The sequence below is a fragment of the Ureaplasma sp. ES3154-GEN genome (assembly GCF_025780075.1).
GTDB lineage: Bacteria > Bacillota_I > Bacilli_A > Mycoplasmatales > Mycoplasmoidaceae > Ureaplasma.
On record NZ_JAOXHM010000001.1, the window covers coordinates 118,626 to 144,100 of the forward strand.

At 28.2% G+C, this 25,475-nt stretch carries 17 protein-coding genes and 1 tRNA gene; 9 read left to right on the forward strand and 9 right to left on the reverse strand.

Annotated features, from left to right (window positions below; translation table 4 throughout):
- Nucleotides 1-15: 15 nt before the first annotated feature.
- The 5 genes from OF377_RS00400 to OF377_RS00420 all read right to left on the reverse strand — a co-directional run bounded on the left by OF377_RS00400 (nucleotide 16) and on the right by OF377_RS00420 (nucleotide 6,837).
- On the reverse strand, nucleotides 16-723 hold the full coding sequence (locus OF377_RS00400) for a DUF5385 domain-containing protein (protein ID WP_263835931.1): 708 nt from the start codon (nucleotides 721-723) through the stop codon (nucleotides 16-18).
- A 99-nt stretch (nucleotides 724-822) separates the two neighbouring features.
- Nucleotides 823-1,497, reverse strand: a complete 675-nt coding sequence (gene trmB / locus OF377_RS00405; RefSeq protein ID WP_263835932.1) for a tRNA (guanosine(46)-N7)-methyltransferase TrmB — start codon at nucleotides 1,495-1,497, stop codon at nucleotides 823-825.
- Nucleotide 1,498: 1 nt separating this feature from the next.
- Complete coding sequence (locus tag OF377_RS00410) at nucleotides 1,499-2,017, reverse strand: tRNA (cytidine(34)-2'-O)-methyltransferase (protein ID WP_263835933.1); 519 nt, start codon at nucleotides 2,015-2,017, stop codon at nucleotides 1,499-1,501.
- Between the two features lie 13 nt (nucleotides 2,018-2,030).
- A complete protein-coding gene (locus OF377_RS00415; RefSeq protein WP_263835934.1) occupies nucleotides 2,031-4,625 on the reverse strand; it encodes a valine--tRNA ligase in 2,595 nt (864 codons plus the stop codon).
- Nucleotides 4,626-4,788: 163 nt separating this feature from the next.
- Entirely contained in the window at nucleotides 4,789-6,837 is a 2,049-nt protein-coding gene (locus OF377_RS00420) for a DUF2779 domain-containing protein (protein WP_263835935.1), read from the reverse strand.
- Nucleotides 6,838-6,945: 108 nt separating this feature from the next.
- Between OF377_RS00420 and rpmG the strand changes: the two genes are divergently transcribed.
- From rpmG to OF377_RS00435, 3 genes are all read left to right on the forward strand, one after another.
- The gene (gene rpmG, locus OF377_RS00425) at nucleotides 6,946-7,107 is read left to right on the forward strand and encodes a 50S ribosomal protein L33 (protein ID WP_263817825.1); all 162 of its coding nucleotides are present in this window, start codon (nucleotides 6,946-6,948) and stop codon (nucleotides 7,105-7,107) included.
- Between the two features lie 31 nt (nucleotides 7,108-7,138).
- On the forward strand, nucleotides 7,139-8,203 hold the full coding sequence (locus OF377_RS00430) for an aminopeptidase P family protein (protein ID WP_263835936.1): 1,065 nt from the start codon (nucleotides 7,139-7,141) through the stop codon (nucleotides 8,201-8,203).
- Between the two features lie 16 nt (nucleotides 8,204-8,219).
- Nucleotides 8,220-8,296 (forward strand) — tRNA-Trp (locus OF377_RS00435).
- A gap of 329 nt (nucleotides 8,297-8,625) precedes the next feature.
- Here the strand turns inward: OF377_RS00435 and OF377_RS00440 are convergent.
- From OF377_RS00440 to OF377_RS00450, 3 genes are all read right to left on the reverse strand, one after another.
- Entirely contained in the window at nucleotides 8,626-9,246 is a 621-nt protein-coding gene (locus OF377_RS00440; protein WP_263835937.1) for a ribonuclease HII, read from the reverse strand.
- A gap of 18 nt (nucleotides 9,247-9,264) precedes the next feature.
- Nucleotides 9,265-12,558, reverse strand: coding sequence for a hypothetical protein (locus OF377_RS00445; protein WP_263835938.1), 3,294 nt, complete (start codon nucleotides 12,556-12,558; stop codon nucleotides 9,265-9,267).
- Between the two features lie 207 nt (nucleotides 12,559-12,765).
- Entirely contained in the window at nucleotides 12,766-14,670 is a 1,905-nt protein-coding gene (locus tag OF377_RS00450) for a M13-type metalloendopeptidase (RefSeq protein WP_263835939.1), read from the reverse strand.
- Between the two features lie 112 nt (nucleotides 14,671-14,782).
- Between OF377_RS00450 and OF377_RS00455 the strand changes: the two genes are divergently transcribed.
- From OF377_RS00455 to OF377_RS00480, 6 genes are all read left to right on the forward strand, one after another.
- Entirely contained in the window at nucleotides 14,783-15,469 is a 687-nt protein-coding gene (locus OF377_RS00455; protein ID WP_263835940.1) for a hypothetical protein, read from the forward strand.
- 34 nt (nucleotides 15,470-15,503) lie between these two features.
- Nucleotides 15,504-16,571, forward strand: a complete 1,068-nt coding sequence (hrcA, locus tag OF377_RS00460; protein ID WP_263835941.1) for a heat-inducible transcriptional repressor HrcA — start codon at nucleotides 15,504-15,506, stop codon at nucleotides 16,569-16,571.
- On the forward strand, nucleotides 16,546-17,253 hold the full coding sequence (locus tag OF377_RS00465) for a DUF402 domain-containing protein (RefSeq protein ID WP_263835942.1): 708 nt from the start codon (nucleotides 16,546-16,548) through the stop codon (nucleotides 17,251-17,253). Before hrcA ends, OF377_RS00465 begins: the two co-directional genes overlap by 26 nt.
- Nucleotides 17,231-18,037, forward strand: coding sequence for a DUF3196 family protein (locus OF377_RS00470; protein ID WP_263835943.1), 807 nt, complete (start codon nucleotides 17,231-17,233; stop codon nucleotides 18,035-18,037). The genes OF377_RS00465 and OF377_RS00470 overlap by 23 nt, the downstream gene beginning before the upstream one ends.
- A gap of 236 nt (nucleotides 18,038-18,273) precedes the next feature.
- Entirely contained in the window at nucleotides 18,274-19,236 is a 963-nt protein-coding gene (locus tag OF377_RS00475) for a DnaD domain-containing protein (RefSeq protein ID WP_263835944.1), read from the forward strand.
- 22 nt (nucleotides 19,237-19,258) lie between these two features.
- Nucleotides 19,259-20,140, forward strand: a complete 882-nt coding sequence (locus tag OF377_RS00480; RefSeq protein ID WP_263835945.1) for a hypothetical protein — start codon at nucleotides 19,259-19,261, stop codon at nucleotides 20,138-20,140.
- 2,020 nt (nucleotides 20,141-22,160) lie between these two features.
- Here OF377_RS00480 and OF377_RS00485 read toward each other — a convergent pair.
- Nucleotides 22,161-23,948, reverse strand: coding sequence for a DUF262 domain-containing protein (locus tag OF377_RS00485; RefSeq protein WP_263835946.1), 1,788 nt, complete (start codon nucleotides 23,946-23,948; stop codon nucleotides 22,161-22,163).
- Between the last annotated feature and the right edge of the window lie 1,527 nt (nucleotides 23,949-25,475).

Genomic DNA, 25,475 nt, shown 5'->3' on the forward strand with positions numbered 1-25,475 from the left:
AAAAAAATAAGCAAACTAGATATTTGCTTCTTTATTTTTCTTTTTTTCAAGACGTGCTTGAGCACGCATTTGACGTTTACGATCTGCTGCAAGTTGCTTTTCTTGTAATTTATCATCCCGATCTTTCATTTCCTTGATTCATCGGTACTCATCATCGTAATCTAATGAACGAATAATTTCAATTTCTCGCTTTGTTTCTTTTTTATTAATTTTAACATTTTTGACCTCACATTCAATTGCACGAGGTGCATCAACAACAAATGTTTTTGCATTTCTTGTTGTAAACAAAACAACATATAATTCACGAGGTTTAGCATTTTTTTCTTTTTTAATCCGTTGCATCTCTTCTTTATACAAGGTTGGATTTATTGTTTTTAATGCTTTAATATTTTGCATTTCTTGTTTATAATCAGCGCGTTGAATCTTTGTCATTTGAGCAACATTGTGGTTGTCAGGACGACGCACAACATAAGAATCGATAACTTCTTTTCCTTTATCGTTAATATCTCGTAGATATTTTTTAACCGTTAACCAAACTTCATTTGCATCTTTAGAAGTTTTGTTTCCAACATAAGTTGGTTGGTTATTTTGTTTTTTTCTTTTTTTAATCACAAAAAATACAATAATGATAATCGGAATTAAAATAATAAAGATAAACATTGTGTTGTTGCTGCTTCCTTGAGCTTCAGCATGCAAAACAGATTGTAACAGTTGGTTAGTCATACAACCACCCTTCCTTTTGTCCTTGTTATGACAACTTATTTAATTATAACAAATAACAATAAGTGATTACTGACACCAAACTATAATGTGTCTTAAACCTTAATTATCTGCTAAGTAATATTGAAAAATAATTTTCTTAATTTTAACATCCTGTGCTAGGAATTTCGTTTCATATTCAGTAGGAATATTCTTAATTAGTTCAGGATCACTAGGATTTTGATAGAGATCTCAGTTTAAATAATGAATTTTAAATTGGTTAGCTGATTCAGGGATAACTTCGTTAACTAAATATGAAAATAAACCATCATTATCGGTTTTAAATTCAATCACACCATCTGGTTTCAAAACCTGAGTAAAAATTTTCAAAAATGATGGATGCACCAATCGTTTTTTTGCATGTCGTTTTTTAGGTCACGGATCACTAAAATTCAAAAAGATTTTATCAAATTTTATATCCTGACATAATTGAATCAAGTTTGCGGCATCATAACTAATCATTGCAAGATTATTTAAAGAATGTTTTAGTGCTTTTTTGTGCGCTTTAACAATTACGGTTGGAAATTTTTCCAAACCAATAAAATTGATGTCCGAACTCTTTAATGCTTGATTAATAATGAAATTTCCTTTTCCCATGCCAATTTCTAAATACAATGGTTGGTTGGGATTTTTAAAAATACGTTTAATTTCTTTTGCAAAATTAGTATGGTCTAAAATTACATATCGTTCTTGTTCTGTTAAATAATTAGGAGCATTTTTGTTGTTTCGTAAACGCATCTTACACCTCAAACTTTTTGTGGGGTTCATATTTTAATAAATCCCGATATTCATTTTGTCGCGCGACTTCATATAAGCCCATTGCAACTGAATTAGCAATATTCAAACTACGTAAATTGATTGATGACGGAATTCTGATTCATTGTGGATATGCTTGTAAAATCTTATGATCAATTCCGGTTGATTCTTTACCAAACAATAAAAAAACATCACTTTCGTTAATATTTTGGTATACATAATCTGATGGTGCTTTTGTACCATAACGAGTAAATGCATAAATTTGGTTTTTATCCACATTGTTTGCTTGGATAAATTCCTCAAAATCATCGTATTCAAATAATTCCAAATTATCAAGATGATTAGTTGCAGTACGGATAAAATCTTTATTAAATTTATCCGTACGTAAAATAAAACCATAAGGACGAATTAAATGCAATCGTGCATTAAAACCTACACACATTCGAGCAATATTTCCAGTATTCTCAATAATTTCAGGTTCAAATAAAACAATATTCAGCATCTATTAATCATCCTTAATTATTCAATAAAGCTAAAACTTCATTTAATTCATGTTGAAAATTAATTAGTTTTGCTTTTTCTTTTTCAACTAGTGCAGCTGGTGCCTTTGCAAGATATTTCTCATTTGCTAATAATTTTTCACAACGTAAAATTTCGTTTTCTAAAAATATTTTTTTAGCAAGTAAATTTTTCTGTTGCAAAGTAATTTGTTCTTGATTATCAAAATTAGTTTGCAGTACTAAATCATTAATAATAATTGTTGTGTTGTAAATTGTTTGGTCGTTAGGTTTAAATTCAATCGTAGTGTTTACTAATTTTAACAATGGGTTATAAAGTTCAATTTTTGAATTGTATTTTGAATTATTAAAAGAAAAAACTAATGGATTTTTATTACCTAGATTATTTTGGGCTCGTCAATTACGAATTTGAAAAATCATTTCATTAACTAGATTAACATCATTTAGATCAGCATCAAATTTAAAATTTGTAATTTCACTACGCAAAATCGATTCCTGTTTATTATTTCATGTTAATCAAATTTCTTCAGTGATATTATTGGCAAACGGATGCAATAATAATAGAAATTGTTTAAAAACAAAGAACATAGTTTGTTTGGTCTCAAGAGATAAATCAGTATTGTTTAATAAAATTTTTGTAAATTCTAAATATTTTGATGCGTATGTATCATATAAAAAATTAAACAAATCCTTACTAACTACTACTAAATTATATTTGTCCATATTTTTCAAATACTCTTTGATTAATACACTTAATTCTCGTAAAATTCATTGGTTAATAAAATGTCTAGGTTGGAATGTTTCTTGATCAATATTTAAGTCCACCTGTTGATCGTTATATTGATCTAAATATACAGCAACATTTCAAATTTTATTTAAATAGTTTCACGAGCTGCTAATCTTTTCTTCATTGAAATTTAAGTCTTCCCCAATAGTTGTTGAAGAAGCAAAGTATAAACGCATTGCATCTAAACCATATTTATTAATAATCATAAAAGGATCAATTCCATTGTTTAATGATTTAGACATTTTACGCCCCAAACTATCCCTAATTAAACCGTGAATTAAGACATCATTAAATGGTAGTTGTTTTACTAAATGTGAACTAAAATTCATCATTCGAGATACTCAGAAAAATAAAATATCCATTCCAGTAACCATCAATGATGTTGGGAAGTACCGGTTGTGGAATTGCTTATTAACTTCTCACTTAGTAGTTAATAAAGGCCATAAACCCGATGAAAATCAAGTGTCCAAAACATCATTATCTTGTGTATAGTTTTCAATATCTTGAGGCGGGTTTACTCCTACATATATTGAACCATTTGTTTTATGGTAATATACTGGAATTTGATGACCTCATCACAATTGACGAGAAATACATCAGTCTTGGGTATTATTCAACCATTGCATCAATGCCTTATGAAATCGCGGCGGAAAGAAGTGTGCTTGTTTGTTTTCGTTTTCTTGTAAAGCAATCGTTTTTGCGACAATCGATTTCATATCAACAAATCATTGTAATGATAATAATGGTTCAACAACAGCATTTGAACGTTGTGATAAACCAATCGTTGTTTCATAACTTACAATATCAACTAAATGATTATTTTTTTGTAAATATTGTGTGATCGCTTCACGTGCAACAAGTCGATCCATCCCTTGAAAATCTCCACATAAATCATTCAGAGTTCCATCAGGGTTCATAATATTAATTAATTCTAAATTATGCTTCTTAGCTAATTCATAATCATTAAAATCATGGGCAGGCGTACATTTCATTACACCTGTTCCAAAATCTAAATCAATATAATCATCTAATTTAACATCCATAATTTCGTTGTTAATCGGATTAATAAATTGTTTATTTCATAAGTGTTTATAACGTTTATCATTAGGGTGAAAAAATAGAACTTTATCACCAAACATCGTTTCCGGGCGTGAAGTTGCAACAATTACACTATCCTTGTGATCAGTTGTTTCATAGCGGATGTGGTACATTTTTCCCGTAATATTTTCATGGATTACTTCTACATCTGAAATAGCAGTCTTTAAAACCGGATCTCAATTAACTAATTTTTTCGCTTGATAAATTAATTTTTGATTATATAAATCAACAAAAACTTGTCGAACGATACGATTTACATCCTCATCAAGTGTGAATAAATAATAGTTTTCATCCATTGCAAGATTTAACGCTGCAAACTGACTACGGATGTATGTTTCTTGCTCGTTTTTTCAACTTGTTAACATATTTAAAAAAGTTGAACGGCCAAGTTCATATCTATTGGGTTGGTTAGTGTCGGCTAAAATTTTCTCATATTTTGTTTGGGTAGCAATTCCTGCATGATCAGTTCCTGGGATAATAAATGCATCATAGCCAAGAAGTTTTTTATACCGAACAATAATGTCGGGCAAACTAAAACCATAGGCATGTCCAATATGTAAATGACCAGTTACATTTGGCGGCGGTAAAACTACAGTGAATGGCTTTTTACTAAGATCATGGCTAGTAAAAATTTGTTCATCTTTTCAGTATTGATGTTTATTGGTTTGAATTTTAATTGGATCATATTTTTTATTTAATCTCTGCATACGTACCCTCTTTTTATATTTTATAAACACATAAAAAATATATGCTCACGCATATTATCCTTTATATATTACATTATATCAATACTCTTTGAACAACATTATTAATAAACTGAATAAAATTACACAGAAATATATAAAAAACCCTTTAATAGGCTAACCCTATTTAGTTAATAATGTGCTCATTACGCAAAATTTGCATAATATATAATTCCACAGCAATCATTGCACGAACATCGTTTTCACAGTATTTCTTAGCTTCATGCGTAAACATTATCCACTGTTCATCATTTAAAGTATCAAAGACACGTTTGGTAGTTTTGATTTGACACTCTAATCCGTTTTGTACTTCTAAAGTTTTATAATCGTAACATTTTGTTAAATCAAAAAAGTCGGGATAGTATTTAGCAACCAGCGGCAAAACTTTTTTAATAGAATAAAAACCATGCAAATCGGGAATTAAAATATTGATTTTTTCAAGTGAACGCACTGCAAAAAAATCTGCCAGATCAAACATATTTCTGTTGATACAATTAATTTTGTAAGTGTATTCTCTATCATTGATATAACTAATCATTTCTTTTAAACGTGTTTGTTCGAAGGATTTGTTATACACAATATAGGAATAATCATCTCCATGGTATAAACTATCAACAATATCCTTAAACCATTGAACAGTGATCTTTTTTGGATCACACATCATATTATTGCATTCCAAATTTTCATATGCAACACTTGGTTCATAAACGATTACAGAATTTTGAGTAATAATCTGTGTAAAAGCAAAGGTGTTATCAAAAACCCTAATCGCAGTATTGATTGATTCGAAATCAAAATACACCTTTTTTGGCTTAAGCTTTTGCAACAAAGCAAGAACATTACTCTTATTCACAATTACTTTGTTTTGGACATATAAATCAAATCGATCTAAGCGTTTAACCTTTGCAAATGCTTCTCTGATATCATTCTTGTGGTTAATATTACCATATCCAAAAGCAGCATGTGGAAAGACATAACCACTATATTTACATAATTCATAATTTTCATACTGATATAAATTGCGCAAATCTAAAAAGAAATCAGTGTCCTTAAATAAACCCTTATCATTAGTCGAAGGAACAAAATTATTAGGTGTAATCGGTGTAATGTTTTTTTGTTGTGCTTCTAATAACTCTTGTTTATGTTTTTCTAGATTAGAAATTGCATCATCAAATTCCTCAAAAATTTTGCTAATTGTTTCCAAAAAAGGTAATAATCCTGTGCGTGTATTAAGATAACTACGTAATAATGGCTGGGTTTTTAACTCTTGAATTAATTCTGTAAAGTTTTCCAAATAATGCTGATCGAGAAGATCATCCCACAACAAACCCTCAAAATCAATTAAAAAATCATCAACTAATTGACCTTGACTATCTAATTTAATATAACGACCTTGCTTTAAATTCGCTTTATAATAAATTGCTTGGTCTTCATCCAAAAATTCATTAATTTTTTTAATGTCATAACTCAAACCATATTTTTGGTGCACAAAATAAGGGGTTATAACAAAAGAAACTTTATCAATAACTTTTAATCGCTCATATTTAACAATACACAACTTAAAATGACATGCAAATTGATTTATGACATTTGGGTTTTGAGCAATAACTTTATATTGGTAAAATAAATCTAGGATATGACGCGATTTAACACTACTTGTCCCTTTGGTTTCAATTATAATTAACTGATCTTTATATTTAATAAGTGCATCTGGTTTAGTAATTAAATTATTTGTAATAAAAACAGGTTGAAACAAAATGTAATCTTCATTATCCGATAATATCGATAATGTTTTTTGATAACGATCTTGCATTTTCAAATGAGCAAAAATTGCATCACAATCTAATATATTTTTAATTTCTGGGTAACTTTTGACAATGTGTTCTTGTGATTTTTGATCTAAAATAATACCCTCAGCAATTTTTGGATCATCCTGGTCAATATTTGAATTTTGATCTAAAAATTCTTTGTAATAGCTGTAGTTGTCAACTTCTTCTAGTTCATTATCATCTAATTCATCATCTTCTTGATCAAATAAAAATTGTTCATTTTTTGCTTGGTGCATCTGATGCAAAATTTTTGCTTTAACTTCCTGATTGCTAAAAAACCACATATTTTTTTGTTTTGTGTAATATGCTATGTAATCATATTTACTAATAAATGGCGATTGCTTCATAACGATTAAATCCTTTTCTTAGTTTATCATTACAAAAATGATTAAATATATTATAATATATAATTAGTATTATAAAACTAGGATAAACAGGGATGTTGAGGTGAAAATATGGCTGTTAAACGTGGTGTTCGTTTCCAATGTACTGAATGCAAGAATATTAATTATATTTCGACAAAAAATGTTAAAACTACTCCTGAAAAATTAACATTAAACAAGTATTGTAATAATTGTCGTGTTGCAGTAGCACATACGGAAATTAAGAAAAAATAATTATTATTTATAAGAAATGAGAGATATCCTAATGTCATTTAAGGTCGCACAAGTCATCAATATGATGCAACAATTTCCTCAAGCAGATGGAATGATGCTTTTTTCTACTTATAATCGCTTCTGATTTTTAGAATTTGCTTCATCAGACGGATTTGTTTTTATTAATAAAGAAGGTCGTGCAATTTACTTAGTGGATGGTCGTTATATTACGGCTGCCGAAAAGGAAGCAAAAAATGCAGAAGTGCGTTTATTACAACGCACTAAGAATAAATCAACAAGCGATTTAATCAAAGAAGTATTAGCTGATTTAGGGATTAAAAACTTGTTGGTTGAAGGTGATTATTTAAATCTTAATGTCCACAATTATGTTGCAGAAATGGTTGAAACAACAATTCCCTTTACATCTGCAAGTTTAAGAGCAATTAAAACTCCTGAAGAAATTGCTAATCTACAAAAAGCGTGTGAAATCGCAGCAGATGCTTGCGCTTGAATCCAAACTCAAAACATTGTAGGCCTAACTGAAAAACAAGTGGCAAATATGCTAACAAAGCATATGCTAGATTTAGGCGCTACTAAAAACTCATTTGATCCTATCGTTGCTTCAGGTCCAAATGGAGGGGTGCCTCATCACCATCCATCTGACCGTGTAATTCAAAACAATGATATGGTTACAACAGATATTGGTTGCGAGTACAATGGTTATGTATCAGACATTACACGATCTTTTTTAGTTGGGGATAAAAACAATCCACAAATGCAAAAAATCTATGATCTTGTAAAACAAGCGCAACAAATGGGAATTGATAAATTAAGTACTAGTGTAACCGGAAAAGATGTTGATAAAGTTTGCCGTGATTTTATCGAACAAGCAGGGTATGGCGAATATTTTACTCACGGTACAGGCCATGGAGTTGGGATTGAGGTTCATGAGCTTCCTAACACAAACCAAGGCAATAATGAATTATTATTTAACTACGCGGTTGTTACAGTTGAACCTGGGATTTATATTCCCAATGTTGGTGGTGTGCGAATCGAAGACACAATCGCAATCATCGATGGGAAACCAGTTGTTTTAACAAAAAACGCACCAAAATAAATAATAATTAGCGGTTAAGGGTATAGTTCAATTTGGTAGAACAATAGACTCCAGATCTATGTGTTACGGGTTCGAGTCCTGTTACCCTTGCCATTAAAATGTACACCTTTACGGTGGTTTTCTAATAAAAGAAGTACATTGATATGTACTTCTTTTTTATGTATTAAAAAATTATGAATAATACATACAATAAAAAACCAAAAAGATAACTTTATTCTTCTAAAAAATATCAAGTATTATTGAAGGAATGTTTTTTATAAATATTTGAACAATTTAAAAGTACAATCTATTAGACTACAAAATATTTTTTAAATTTATATTTTTTATAATCTTAACACTATAAATTTCAAAGCATTTTTTATAATAACTACCATATCAAATAAATAATAAAAATTGACATCTAATGATGTCAATTTTGTTGTCTATTTATTTAAAATACTTTGAATATTTTTGTATGAAATACGGTGAATGTTAGGTATTATTCCATATTTATTAATGGCTTCTAAATGTATTTTAGTATTATAACCCTTATGTTTATCAAAATGATATTGGGGGTATTTAGTTGCCAAATCAATCATAAAACGATCTCGCAATACCTTTGCAATAATCGATGCAGCAGCGACGCTTATACTTTGTGTATCCCCTTTAATAATATTAATTTGGGGTAAATCAATATTTATATGCTCAAAATCGGTAATAATTAAATTAATATTTGTTGTTGTCTGTAATTGTTCAACACACCTTCTCATCCCAATTTGGCTTGCACGTTTTGGATTTAATTGATCAACTTCTGCAGCAGAAATGAACTCATAAGCTATATGTAAAGCATCCTGTTGAATAATTTTGTAAATATATTCTCGTTGTTTAGAACTTAATTGTTTTGAATCTTTAATTAATGGATTGTGATAATTAGTTGGAAAAATAACCGCACAAGTCACTAATGGCCCCGCACAACAACCGCGCCCAACTTCATCACAGCCAGCAATTATTGGATAGTCATTTCAATATTGTTTTTCATAATCTAAACTATTTTTTGGTCCCATATTTTCCATTTAAAATTACTAAATTATTTTATAAATATGTCTCATGTATCTATTATATCTAAATAACAAAATAGAAACACTAGCAAAGAAAATAATAGTACCAATTATTGACAGTGGTAAGCTCCATGCATACATGCCCTTGTACATATCAGTTGTTTGATATTCTATACCAAATCAAACAACAATTCCAATTACAAGAATTTGTACCGCAATACTTAAGAATGGTAAAGATGATTTAGAACGAATTAATTCACTATAACGAATTAAAATTAATCCCATTGGATATCCAAAGCATAAGATAAAGAGATGTAAATAAGAATTGTTTCTAAAAAATTCTTCACTAACCTCGTTTTCATCAAGGTGTTTAAAGATTTTAGTTACTGGATTGTATTGATTAATTTTTTGTATAAAATAATCATCTGTTTTAATCCATAATGGATCAATTAATTTTTTTGTTTCATTTAATGAAACAGTTTCGTTATTTGATTTTAATGCATTCATTGTGTCTGTTAATCTTTGATCAATTGCTTTTTGCATTAAAACTCGGCCAATAACTGTTTCGTTCATAAATGCATTAAATTTATGTTCATTAATTGCAGCCATGCCCTGTGTTAATTCGTGCGAAGTTAATGGTAATTGTTCAATAATACGAGTTTGTATTCCTTGGATTACTTTATCAAAAACTTTAGGATTGTTATGTACTTGTTGGGTAATTGTTTGATTTAAAAATTGATCAAAATTATTGCTAACTAAATTTGGGTTTAATTGTAACAACAATTTAGTTTGAGCAATTAATAATGCCCTATTTAAATTTACAGGTAGTGCAATTTGGTTTCCTACAAGCTTATAGACAATTTGATTAATTGCTAAATCAAAATCATTTAATAAAGCATCGCTATATAAATCTTTATACAATCCTACAAGAATTTGTTTTTTTACCGCGAGAATCGCTTGTTCAACAGGAATACCTTTTGTATTAGCTATATTTGTTGCCTGTTGATTAATTAACTGGTTAAGAGTCAAATTAAAACCGTTAATTTGAAAACTATTTAAAATCGCTGAATTTAAATCTTGTGTTTTTAAAATTTGTTTTAATAATTCAATCTGTACTTGGTTTGCAATTTGATATTTCAGGAAGTCTGATGATTGAACTCCATTAATTAAAACTTGTTGTAAAACTTCATTAAAGTGATTATTTTTAATTTCCGTAATAGTATCTATGTTTAATTGTTTTTGGTGAGTTAATTGCATTATCATTTGAGTTTGAATTTCTCATAAGGCCTCTTGTCGGATAGTTGAATCATCCAAATTTAAACCATCAATTTTTTGATTCAATATTTGGTCAACTAAATCATTAAAAACATAGTTCAAGTTTTCTTGTTTTAGAATTGTTTTTACAATTTCAGCCTTAACCAATGTTTGCAAGTTGTTGTTTGCTCATTTATTAACATAATTATTTAGAGCATCGTCAAACGAAGCTAATAGTTCTGGTGTAAATTCATCCTTATATAGACCTTGTAAAATAGCTTTTTGTACCCCTAATTTAATTTGCGTTTCACTAGCACTTGGTTGATTTACAGATAAACTAGCAACCTTCTTTGCTACAATTTCATTCACAATTACGTTAAACTCATTATTTAAAACTTTTTGAATAATTGTTGGCGTTAATGATTCTGTTTTTGTTATTTGGTGTAAAATGTCAATTTGATAGCTATAAATTAATTGTTGCAATTCTGTTTGCTTAGTGTCCGAAATTTGTTTAATAAACTGGTGTACAACATCTAAAAATTGGTTATTACCTATAGCTTGAATAATGTTCTTATCCAAAGTATTTGTTTTCATCATTTTTTTAATGAATTCAATTTGCACTTGATGTGTAATCTGGTCAATAATTGTTTGATCATTATTTAATTTGTCAACTGCAATTTGATTAATCATTGTGTTCAGCGTTGTATCAAAACCTTGCTGTTTTCACATTGTTAATAATTCAGGATTCAACGGTTGATCATTGTTTAATTTTCCCAATAATTTTAATTGAATCGCTTCAGTAAATAAAATTTTTCCATCTGCTGTTTGACTAAAACCTTCAATAATTTTCCGAACATTTTCAGGATTTTCAATTAGTTTTTTTCTAAATGGAACATATAAATAACTTGGCGGGTTATTAGCTTCGACATTGATAATTAAATCTTGATTATAAGTATATGAACGACTTAATCACGGAATACTGAACCCAAAAATAACTCCCAATAAAATAGTTCCAATAGCTGCAAACAATACCATAGTGATAAACATTGGCACACTATGTTGTTTTTGGTGTGTGATTTTTTGTTTTTGTAATAAATAAATTAAGTAATCAGATAAACCCAAGACCAACATCTGTACAAACATCATTGTCTGATACCAAATAATTCGGGAAGCTTGTAAATAAAGTGGCGTTGATCCAACAACTTTTTCATTGATTATATAAAACAAACTAATAAGCACAAACATCTTAAGAATAGATGTAAGTACAGAAATTAAACTATAGTTTCAGGTTGCTTTAATAATTGCTTTGAATTGCGTTTTAATAAATAAAACTTTGTTAAACTCGTAATGTTTAGTACTACTTAAATAAATGATTAAAGCAATAATCATTAAAAGAGCATTAACTGATAAACCAATACTAAAACCAATATATTTTAATTCACTAGTCAAACCTAATAAACTTGCTCATCCCAAAGCAAATCCATAATATAAAAATTCAAAAATATAAAATGCTATTTTATTATTAGTATTCTTATTAGCACTATATATAATGCTCAATCAGTATTGCTTTAATGGTGCAAACAAAACTGTTAAACACGCACCATAAATATAATAAACACCTTGTTCTTGTGCAAATAACGTATTTATATGGTTATTTGCGAATTGATTATAAACATGGGTTGTAGGGAAATAGATCAATAGCAAAATAATCCCAAACAACAAGGCATAAACACTACCCGCCTCCTTAGAACTAGAAGTAGCTAAATTATTATTTTTATTTCACAATTGGTGAGTATATACACCAATAACAACTCCCACAAGGCTCCCCAATTGCATAAATGCTAATTGAAATACCGTAATATAACTAATTCCCTGTACCCCAAATGCTCCATTAGCAAACTTTCAAGCCATAATAAGTACAATCGCAATCAATGTTAATGAAATTAAGATTGAACTAATCACAAACCGAGCAGAATCCTGAAAAAAATTACCAATCTTCTGACCCGTTGTTTTTGGTTTAAAAATCAACGATCATTCTCGGGGTTTTATGAATTGATTATTCATAAAAAACCTAATTACCTTTCTTTTTGTGTATATTTTTGCTTATAACTTTTTTACCTGTTACAAACTTCTTTAATTCTACAACTAAACCAACAGAAAAAACAACAAAAAGTTGGAAAATCCCTTAATTTACACAAAAAATAATGAAAATAAAAATCTTTTTGGGTTTTAAAACAAATAAAAAACCTGTAAAAACAGGTTTTTTTGTAATTATCAAATAATTGCACGTTTTTCTTTTGCTAAATACATTCCATCATCTTCGTTAACATTAAATAAATCATAAAACTCATCAAAATTCGATATTTGAATGTTAGCACGTAACTTCGCTAATGAGTGTACGTCAGATTTCAACAATAATTGTGCATATTGCTTGCGTTGTTTGCTTGCTCACACACTAGCTCAACCATAAAAGAAATCTTTTGGTTCAAAATCAGGTTCAGATTTAGCTGCTTCATAAGCACACATGAAACCGCCTAAATCCGCAATATTTTCAGACACTGTCAATAATCCATTACTTAACCCATATGGTGTTTGTACTTGATCAAACATAGCAATTACTTTTTCGGCTCGTTTGTTAAATTCTGCACGGTCCTGATCAGTTCATCAATTGTTTAAATTCCCCTTTTCATCAAATTGAGAACCGTTGTTATCAAAAGCATGAGAAATCTCGTGGGCAATTACTGCTCCAATTCCACCATAATTACGAGTGCTTGAGTATTTTAACGAAAAGAATGGTTCATCTAAAATTGCAGCAGGGAAAACGATAACATTTTTAAATGGATGAAAATATGCATTAACAGTAGCAGGACTCATCTCTCAATAATCCTTAACTGGTTGCATATATTGACTATAGTGATATTCAGTGATCACTTTGTTAAAGGCATGGACATTATCAAAAATATTGTCATATTCAGTTTTTAGTTCATCATAGTATGGCTCATAATTATTTGGATAACCAATTTTAGGTTGCAACGCGTTTAATTTTAAAATTGCCTTTTCAATAGTTGTTTCTGACAATCAAGTATTATTTGTTAAACGTTGTTTATAAACATTGATCATTTTTTCAACCATTGCTTCAACCTTTGCCTTTGCTTTTGATCCGAAATATTTTTGAGCATAGTAGATTCCATAAGGCATTTTAAAGTATGAAATTGCTAGCTGGTATGCAAATTTTGTTTTTGAAACCATTTTCTTTGCTCCGCTAACCATTGAATTATATTCAAAGACAATTAGACGAGCCTCTTCAGTTGTTAAATTGGCATTTCCTAGTAAAAAACTCGTAATCATTCGCGCTTGAAATAACTTAAAAGTCTCTTCATTATAAATGCTATTTAAAGCTTCAATAAAACGCGGGTTGTCAACAACAACGGTTTCGATATTAGGATCACCAACTAATTTTTGCGCAATTGTTTGCACATTAAAAATATTTGTTTTGTTATTAATATCTTTTAATTTAAAAACATTATACGCTTTAACATAATCCGCTTCTTCAGTAGCTGATTTACTCATTGCTACATTTAATGCATCAAATGCAATTGCATCATCTGCTCATTTAGTTGCAACTTCATTATTATACCCCGCAAGTTCAGCAAGCTTAACTACTGTTTCTTTAAATTTTGCTAATAAACTTGTACGTTTGGTTTCGTCTTCGTAATATGATTTTTCAGGTAAAATCAAATGCGGATGGCTCAATGCAAGAACCTGCTTAGTGTTGTCTATAAAATCTTGGGTGATTCCAAAACTAAAAGGCAATAACAATCCTTCGTATTCATAGTTATAATAATTCATTTGAATGTCATTAAAATCCTTAATAGTAAGAATTTTTTCGATATAAGGAACAATTTTTGTTAACCCTAGTGATTGGCGATATGTATGATTTTTAGTAACTTTATAAAATTTAATAAAATTTTCTAAAGTATCATTAGGAATTAATGCTGGTTTTTTAATCCATTCATTAGCAAGACGTCGTAATTGTTTTTCAATTTTTTTGTCTAACAACGTAAATCCACCAACTGATGACTTATCTTGAGGAATACGTGTTTTTTGTAATCATTCTCGATTAACTTCAGCAAAAAAATCTTTTTTTAGTGCTGATTCATTATATTTTGTTTTCATATTCGTTTCCTTTTTAAAAATATGCTTCTTTAATTATATTAAATTAAGATATTAATACCACACATACTCTGAATTATTTATAATATACATATTTACAAAAGGAAACAAAAAGATGCATTTATTGGAACAACAAATTATTACATATAATAATAGTTTAAAAACTAACGAAATGATTAAAAAATTTTTTCGTCAAAACAAACTTGACGAAAAAATTACTAAAAACGCAAAAATTGGTTTATTTACCGTAGTTGGAATTTTTATACTTGCAATTTGTTTATTAATTGCTGGAGCATTTATTAAAACCGGCAAAACATGACTAAACAATCCTGGGGCAATCACTGTAATGGTCTTGGGAATCTTTTTTCTTTTAACTTTAATGATTCCTTTTTTTGTTGTCGCTCATCATAATACCAAATTAGTTAAACGCTTTATTCAAAAATATTTTAACCACTCTACGATTAATCTTTTTTATAAAAAAATTTCCTATTATTTAAAAGATTGAACTTTTTATGAAACACGATGAGAAAAAGAATTAATTACTTATAAATTTAATTACTTAAACATTAATTACCAACTAATTGTCAAGTCCAACGAAGTTATTTTGAAACAAGAGAACAGTGTTATTAGTAGTCAATTAACTCGTGAATGACAAACTCACGATGATCATTTGTTTGTTTTTTATAAACCTGACGCAGGTTTTTATAAAACTTATCCGACTAAATGTATTGATTACTTAGCAAGTCAATTAAACTATAAAATGCAAGCAATAATCAAATCTTTTGTTAAGCTAATCAAATAATTTTATTTTCATAAATAAGAAAGGGTGTCTTGCGATGGCTAATTACAAAAAGAATAAAAATCAACCAACTAATCGACAAGAAAAAATATTGCAAGCAGTAATCGATGAATACACAAAAACTGCCATTCCTGTATCAAGTATGCTAATCCAAGAGGTCTATTTTCCCCAAGTTTCTCCGGCCACGATTCGAAATGATATGAAGTGTCTTGAAACAATGTTATTATTAGAAAAAAAACATCGTTCAGGAGGAAGAGTCCCAACCACTAAAGGATATGACTTTAACAACCATCAAATTGAATCATTAAGTGATAATCTTGATCCGGTAATTAAAAAAAGGTTACATAAAATTTTTATGCAACGTTTTGTTTCAATTGACGATATTATCGATGAATCAATTGAGATCATTAATCAGTTTACAATGTTGCCTGCAATTACACGCGACCTTAAAGATCACGAACTACTAAAAAGAATTCAGTTAATTGAAACAAGTCCGCATAAAGCTGTTTTAATAGTTGTAACATCATCTGGAAACGTACAACACCACCCTATTATCTTAAACCAGGTTACTAAATATAAAGATTTGAGCATCTGTATTGATATCCTTGATGAACATCTAATCAATACCCCAATGAATGAACTTGCAAATAAAATCATTCACACTGCTAATATTTTATCCCAAAAAGTCCACGCATATGAACACTACATGAATAATATTGTGTTGAGGATTTTTAAACACTATACAACCGACCAAAAAGTTAAAAACAACTCTTTTGGTATCCGTTATTTAACATCACACCAAGAGTTTGACAATCTTGACAAAATGAACGATATTTTAAACTTACTTGAGGACACAACAATTTGGGAACAAATTTCGTTAAACAAAAAACTTGATAACACAAGTACGCAAATCACATATGGGAATCAAATTGGTCATAACGGAATTGCAATCGCTTCAACGCGTATTAATTTATATAACAAAAATAAAGAAATTGCAGTCATTGGACCAACTAGAATGGATTATAAAAAAATTATTGCTCTCTTAGAATATTTGAAAAAGGAGTTAGAAACAATTATTCATGAACAAAAATCAACAACCGATTAATTCCAAAAAAAAATCACATTTTGACAGAGATTTACTAACTAATGAACTAACTAATTACCAAGATTTAAGTGCTTTAAAAATCCATCAAGAAATTATGGTGCACGCTTATAAACTTAACGGTTGATTATACCGTTCTTGAAATAACCCAATGGTTGTTGGTATCGAAGACGATCTGTTAGTTTTATGTTCAACTAATTCGCTAGTTATTACCGCTGAAGAATACACCAAACGCAATTTTCCATCATACACAAACAAGACATCATATTGGTTTTTCTTTAAAAAAGAATGGTTTAACATTATTGCCACCATTGAAAAAACAGGAATGAAATTTTATATTAACATTGCTTCTCCATTTATCTACGAAGAAGAGGCAATTAAGTACTACGATTTTGATTTAGACTTTAAAATTAGTGCTGATAAGCAATGACGCGAAGTTGATTTTGATGAATTTCTAGAAAACTCAAAAAAATACAATTATCCACCTGTGCTTATGCATAAAATTCTTGATGTTGAAAAACGAATTGAAAAACTAATTCAGGAGCGAGTGATTGAAAAATTAATTAGTAAACACAAAATTATTCAATTTAATAATATTGCTCCAATTAAAAAAAGCATTCGCAATAAGAAAACTAATGGTGTTAATTTTAAGAAAGGTTATTATGCCTCAAATAAAGACAATTAGTCAAGCTGAACAAACCTTAATCAAAAAGTACTTTGATAAACAATACGAATCAATTAACCAATTAATCAAGCAAGAAGCATACGAATTAGCACGTGCCCAATTAGAAAGTTTTCTTGCCATGGAATTGGTTCCTAATGAATATCTTGTTTTGTTTCAAAGTCAACTGGATATGATTAACGAGATTACTGAACAACAAACAGTTGTAGAACACACTGACTGAACACCAGATGATTATTACAAACAAATAATCGTACACCACCAAGTGCATACATATTATGTGCGTGAATATTTAGATAATTATATTGGTCAATGATCTTTAAATGATCAGATATACTTTAATAATATCTTTTTAAATCAGGATATTAATTTAATTGAAAAACTAAATTTGCTCGAAGTTTTGGCGGAATATCAAATCAGTGAGTCATTCTTATTTTTTAATCAATATTTAGTTAAAAAACAAGAAGTTATTCCTGCTGATTATTTGCATTTCTTAACCCAAGAAGTTGTATTATATCCTACAGAATTAATCAATGATTTTGAACAAATTTTTTCTGTCGCATTCCAACAAGACCCTTTTAAATATGACAACGCAATGAAGGCTGTTCAAATCTATTGTGCTCATTACTTTTTAGCCCTTGATCAATTAGATGTCCAAATTATTGGAAAAGCAATTATTAACTACTTAAATTTAGTGTATGATAGTGAAGTGGATCTTCAATTAACTGACAAAGAGATTGACAAGGTGCGAGAGGTCGCTTATCTTTTTAACTCGTATAACGAGTAAAAAATAAAAATATTTTTTTTACATGTCTATAACTTTATCACAAAGAATTTAAACCCGATAAATGCGGGTTTTTGTTATTTTTCTTAATGTCTATAACTCTCATCGCCTGTATAAGAAAGAATTATTTAATCTTTTTTTAATAGTTTTTTTCTGTTTTTTTAATTACAATTATTCTTAGTTAAAACTTGTAAAACACATTAAAAACAATTAATTTCAAAAATAAAGGGTTTCCGTTTATGAATTTTTGCATACTAAAAAACGATAATTTATGTATTAACCAAGCGGTTTTATACGATCTTTATGTCCCAATTATCGGTTTAGATGTTGTTGCATTTTATGTTTTTCTTGCAACATTGACTAAACACCAACAAGTAATTAGCTGAATTGATTTAAGTACAAATCTTGCAAGCAGTGATCAACAAATTAATAAATGTATTGCTTTTCTAAGTGAAATTAATTTAATTAGTGTCTATCAAGATGAACAACAGTTTTATTTAGTTATCAAAGAACCCGAAACTCCTGCACACTTATTTGCTAATGAAGATTTTAAAGATCGTTTTATTAAAAAAACATCTTTAAAACATTGGTTGGCCAAAAAATTTAATTACGATCCAATAGACTTAACTTCACAACTTAAAGAAGCTAGTGCACTATTTGTAAATAATGAAAATAAAACTATTGAAAAACCAAAACAAATAAAAGTAACTAATACAGAATGAAAAAGAAACAACAATATTAGCGTTAAACGTAATAAAGATATTTTTTATTCTAATCAATCACTTGATAATTTTGCTGAACTTTTAAATCTTTATACCACTTTGCATCCTTATGATTTTTTACAAATTATTTTTTTCAATAATATTCAACCTGATGAAACCAAATTAATTAATCAGTTAATCAAAGATTTTCCGCATAATTATTGAGCCATTAACTTAGTAGTTGATTATTGTGTTTATAAAAATAAAATTGGACGTTTAAACTTAGTATACATCACTAAAATTCTAAAAACTATATATGCGCAGAATATTTCTAATTTACAAGATGCTATTTACTTTTTACGTAATTCCTTGACTCAACGTAGTTTTGAATGGAACATTAGCAGTGTAAATAGTTTAGAATCTAATAGTGAAAATCATAAACTTCGTGCACATACCGGAATTAATCTAGCATGAGGTCGAGAATTGAAACGTCGAAACTAATAACAGGAGTCGGTTGTAGCGTATGAGCAAGTTTGTTTTAACTTATAAGCAATTTAAAAATGATCCTCAATTTCAGGATTTATCGTTAGATGAAACTGATTTTTTGAAAAATCAGAATGTTATTAATGAGTATTTAAAGCTTGTCAAAGAATACGCGAACAAGAAATTTAAACCAATTTTATTATTACGTGAAAAAGAATTAATTATTAGCTATGTTAAGAATGAAGAGCCAGTTTTTAGTAATAACCATCTTGATTATTACTTCTTAGCAGATTATTTTTTAGATAATATCCAAAAAAATTTGCCTCCTCTAAGTGAAGTGCATTTTTATGATGAGAATGGTGTTGACCGTAAATACTTTTTTGAAACTTTTTTTGATTATAATCGCTCTGATAAACTTTTAACGCACTCTTTTTATTTATCAGGAGGGTTTGGTTCAGGAAAGACATTTTTAACAACATTATTAACAAATACTTATATTAGAGAAAGTCAAATTAAAGTTGCTTTTTTGGATTTCGACAAGCTACGCAGTATTGTTTATGAAATTTATCGCAAAAATAATAAATACTTTGCAACAGTTGAGGAAATGTTAGAACAGCTAAAACTTGCTGATTTTTTTGTTTTTGATAATTTTAGTCTCAAAGAAATTAAAGATAATTTTTACAATAGTCTTTTAAAACCTTTGTTTAAGCATATTTATGCTACAGGTTGTGATGTAGTCTTCATTTCTCAAACAGACTATAATGATTTCATAAATAGTAAATATTATGGCGACAAAACCCACAGTGAAATGATTAAAGAATGTCGTTTATGAGTAAGTTCATTAACCAATGACCAAACAGTTTATTTAGGGAATAAAAATTATTATAAAGATGCACGAATAAGGGTTGACAAATTTAAGTAGATTGGTTAAAATATATTTGACTGTTTAATTTATATGGGTAGATTAAACAATTCTAGTTGTTAAATTCGTTTGCAACAAGTCTAGATTTATTTCTAGTTGGCTATACCCATAAACAAATTATTGTTTAGATCTGCGAAGACGCAGATCTTTTTTTATACTTATGCTATCCTCCTAAAAAGTAATCAAACTTTTTGGGAGCATAAGAAAAAAAGGTAAGCCAAATGGCTTGCCCTTTTTTTATCGCTCGAAAAATTTAGCGAGATTTAAAAAATACAAAATAAAAAATTTGGCAATTCTAAAAAATGATTCTTTGTTAAATAAGAAAAAGCCGTTTCGTACAACTTCCTAGCTTTGTTTATAACGCATTAATATTGCGAGCGAAAATTCTGCGGTCATGTCTTTGGTTATACAGTTATATAAATATCAAACATCTTCGTCAATCAATTGTAATTTTTGATGGCGATGAATGCTTCTTTATTTATAAGCAAGTCAATTTAGCTAATAATTTAGATATAAATGAAAGAACGATTTAAAAATGTTATAAAGCGTTAAAAAGCTTCAAATAATAAAAGTCGCGCCTCAAGGTTTGGAACATCAAGTAAAACTGTATTTTAATTCAAGTCAAACAGTTTATGAAGCAATCGCGATGAATAAGGAATTATTGAATACGATAAAAGAATGCGGGGCTAGAACACAATGTTTTCATGAATCATTTATATAACAAAATCTATAATTAACCGTGTTAGAAAACAGTTTATAATAAACAACATAAAGCCATCGATCTAAAAACATCTGTTTAATTATGCTGAATTAATTGCGTAATACAATAAGATAATCGCACATTAGAGGCGAATAAAAGTTTGGGTCCTGTATCGATTGATATGATATTTAAACTAAATGGAACAATATTGCATAAGTGCGAAAGATTTATTTGTGCTTATATTTAGCAATTTAAATTTTAACCCTAAAAGGTTAATATAAGACAACTAAGGAAATATAAGAACTTTTAAAAATCGAGTTCGTAGTACCAACATGTTCAATTAATTATTACGCAAATCATCATCGGTAGTCATGCCTAATGTTTTTTGTCTAACAAAAAAGAGTTATTCGCAACGAATGTGAACGAGAAACTAAAATGGTTTCAAAAACACGTTAAACAAAATAACACTGTTCGTCAGAATCAATCGTTTTATACGATTTTTTGCTAAAAAAGCCGAGAATGTAAAGGTTGATAATGTACAAAAGAAGTTAAGCTAACATACAGAAAACTTCTGAGATCTAATTAGTGATTTAGGTTTGCAAAAAGGTTTGATTACAAAAAATTAATATTATCAGATTTAGAAAGAACATGTACAAAGTTTTTTGAAAGCTAACAAGTTGAATGATGAAAATGTCTGTTGCTATTATACACATTGTACAGTAATGCTGAACATATACACCCTGATTTTTTCTTTTATAAAACCTATGCTAGATTTTTAAAATAAAAAAATGAAACTGAATTAGCGAGCAAAAAAGACATTTGATATGTAAATTTATCAGAAGCATCACAAAAAGCTGTTACGAACATTCAAGATTTTTTTATCCAACAAATCCTAATTTTTAAAAAAAGATGGACAACATCAATCGTATTTTTAGAAAACTTAAAGAATATATATTGAAATATTATTCAGATTATAAATATAGAAAGTATGTATGTTTTAATCCTCAAATTGAAAATACAGTTTTAATCGTCACCAAAATAACGATTAAGATTATTAATCAGGTAGATAATAAAAGCAAAATTATAAATATGATATATGTAATGAACTTAAGGTATCATATATCATATGCTAAGTTGCCTACAGCTCCTAAGATTTTTGGTATATATTAAACTACGTTTCTTACATTTAATTTTATATATAACCCACTCAAATCCAAGTAGTTTATTTGGACTTGTTTTCGTTTTCAGTTCATCAAATCCTTAATCTTAATTACCAAAATAAAGAATAAGAACTTTTAATTCTCATCCTGTTTTTCATATTTACTTTATATTTGTATCTTGCAAAATTTCCTTGAGTTTTTCGATAATTAATTCTTTTCTTTTATTAAAGAATTCAATAAAATTTTCAAAATCTAAATTTACATCTGGTATATAATTATCCTTTTTGAATTTAGCTTGTTTTTCAGTGTCACCAGGGTATATTTCTTCGAGCCAAACTTTAAATTCTTTATCATTCTTTTCCTTATTTGGAACAGCTTCAAGTAATTGAAGATTAGGAAGACAATTAAAATTTTCTAAATATGTATCAATGTCTTTTTCATTAAAACCTTCTTCATGCAAATTTTTCTCTGTAAATAAACTTTTAGGAAAAATGTGATCTATATGAAAACGGTTTCTATAATTTAGATTTGGATATAATAAAGATAATAATGAAAAAGTAAAACCTTTACCGTATTTTTCTTTAGTATATTCTCTTATTTCATCATCTGTGAATAATAATGTTTTATTACTATTTTTAAATTTTTCAATAATTTGTTCTAAAGGAAATTCTGTATTATTTTTATCTATAATATTACGAATGGTTGTTAACACACTATCACTATGTCCGCCAAATAGTTTTTTTGTTAAAGCTAAAACTAAGTATTTTTTTATTTTATTTTTATCTTTTCAGTTTTTATATGAGGTAAAGTAATTCTCATTTGCTTTTATTTTATATAAATAATAAGCAATAGGAATAATTGCATTTTTTGAAGTTAACGTTTCTTTAGTATAACCAAAACTTGATACCAATTCTACCGCTATTCTTATAGCCTTAGTTACATCATCTCAATTGTTTTCCATCTTTTCTGTATTTGTTTCATTAAAGTTATCTACTTTATATTTAATATTTGGAAAATTATTCATTACTAAACTTGCTTTTAAAACAAAGTCTTTATCAAAATTAAAGCCAATATGATCACTATTGTCAATACGATTAATTTCATTAACAAAATTTATCATTAGTTCTCTTGCGTCTTTTTTCTTCCATTGTGCAGTTACCTTTGACAATAATAAATCTGAATCACTCAATACAGTTCCACCACTATTTAGTCTTATAAAAATATCCAATACTTTATCTAATGATTCACTATCTGTGATGTAATAGCTTATAAGTTTTTCGGTATGAATGAGTTTATATAACTTGCGCAATGTTTCTCTGCACTTTTCTTTTGTTTCTTCCTTGTAATTAGCAAAAATATCTTTTTTCTCTAATAAATGATTCTCTATTCCTTTTTCTTCATCAACATCTAATATGTCACCTACTCAATACCAATAATTATTTTCATCTTTTTTATTCGCATTTTCTTCGGTTAAAAATTTAAAATTATTCTCAAAATCATTATCTTCTGTTTTTTGGTCTGATTTTGGGATTAAATTAAGATATAATTTGGTTTCCGGATACGTATCATCTTTATCAGGTTGTTTGTTTCGCAACTTTTTTGAATAACTACCCTTTAAAGCTATATAAATCGAAGTCAGTCTTTGTTGACCATCTAAAATAGCAGTAATTTCTTTTTCGCCATTTATACTAACTTTTTCATTATGTGTTTTTTTTCTTTCGTGATAATATTCTAAAAATTTATAAAATTTGTAATTGCCTGTATTTTCTTTTTTTATTTTCCAAAATAAAAATCAACCAATAGGATATTCTCTCATTATGCTATTAAAAAGTATTTCAATTTGTTTAGTGTCCCAAACAAACTCTCTTTGAATCGCAGGAAGAAAATATTTCCCGCTTTTGATATTATCTACTACTTCTTTTATTGTTAATGGATCTTCGTATGCCATCTATATAGTCTCCTTTTTAATTTATTTTTATCCGTTCTGATAAGTGCGTTTATAATTTAACTAGCTAATCTATAATATCGCAAGCACTACAACCGCATTTCTAATTTTTTTGTATAAGTGAATCAGTCATATCTTTTTCAAACTCAAAAACACTAGAATAACCTTGAAACATTAAGCAGTTTTTTAGTGTTAATTTTCTTATAGCATATTTTCTTAAAATAATATGTCCATCTATTCTCATATTGGCAGCTAATGTAGAGCATAAGTTTATTTTCTCTAACATAAACTTTATACCATTGATATAAAATAAATTTATTTATCACTTCTTTTTAAAGTATTGTAAAAAATTTTATAAGTAGTCTCTGTGTAGTTAGTATTTATTATCTACTTTTAAAATGAAATCCTCATTATCTAATAATTTTTTACAAATATTTTGCATTTAATATGTCTTGATTATAAAGTAATTTTATGCAAAAATCCTAGTGATATAAATTTTTTCTATTTTCTGGGAAATTTGAATATTCACTATCATTTAATACCATCATCTTTAGGTTATAAGCATAGCTCTGAATTGTTTTTTAAACTCTTGAAAAAAGAAGGGTAAACCAATCAAGTTGTTCTTTTTGTTACTTAAAATTTTGGAAAACAATCATTCGAAAAAAGTATTAATCTTTTTTGAGATGACGCTTTTATAGATAAATTAGCTTGGAAATTAAAGACCAAAACGCTTCTATGATAAATTCCGTCTTATGAAAGTAGCGCATAATGCGTTCGTTTGAAAGATTAAAAATCACAAGACCTTTCGCTTTTTGTTTATTCAGCACATAAGTGATGAATTACTTATTCTTAATGTTTTTTAAAAACAAGGACTGCATTCTAAAATAGTGTCTTTTATCCAACAAGTCGCCCGTTTCACAGAGTGTCAAAAAGGGTCTTTATCAATTAAGACGGTGTGCCGTTTATTAATTAAATTATAAAAATAACAGTTAAGAAGAAATTCTTAATAGGTGAAAACAAACATTATTATGGTGGTAATAATGAAACATTTATTGCGCATTATATCAATAAATTTAGCAACCAATCCTTTTCATCATCCAAAATAGACACCTTTAGGAAGGAACGTATCTAATGTGGTGTTTCTAGGAGCACAAACGTAGTCTTTATTGGATAAAATATTGTAGTGATGTCACAAAAGTAATCACACTTTTTATATAATTTTCAACGTCCTATATACTATACCTATATATACATATTTGTAAGGTTAAAATTAAAAGCATTTGTCATTTTTTGAAAAAGTGCCATCACTAAAAAACAAGATAGTTATTAATAATACATATTATATAAACTCATCCTCAGAGGTTATAGGCGAACCCCTTATCTCGCCCCAATAATGAATGCACCTGTGTAGATGTGCGCAGATAATAAAACTTCTTTCATCTTAGTGAAAAATAAAAGTATATGCAACTAGTAAAAATAGGTAGTAAACGGTAGTGGGTGTTGAAATTATGCTAAAAAATTATTTTTTAG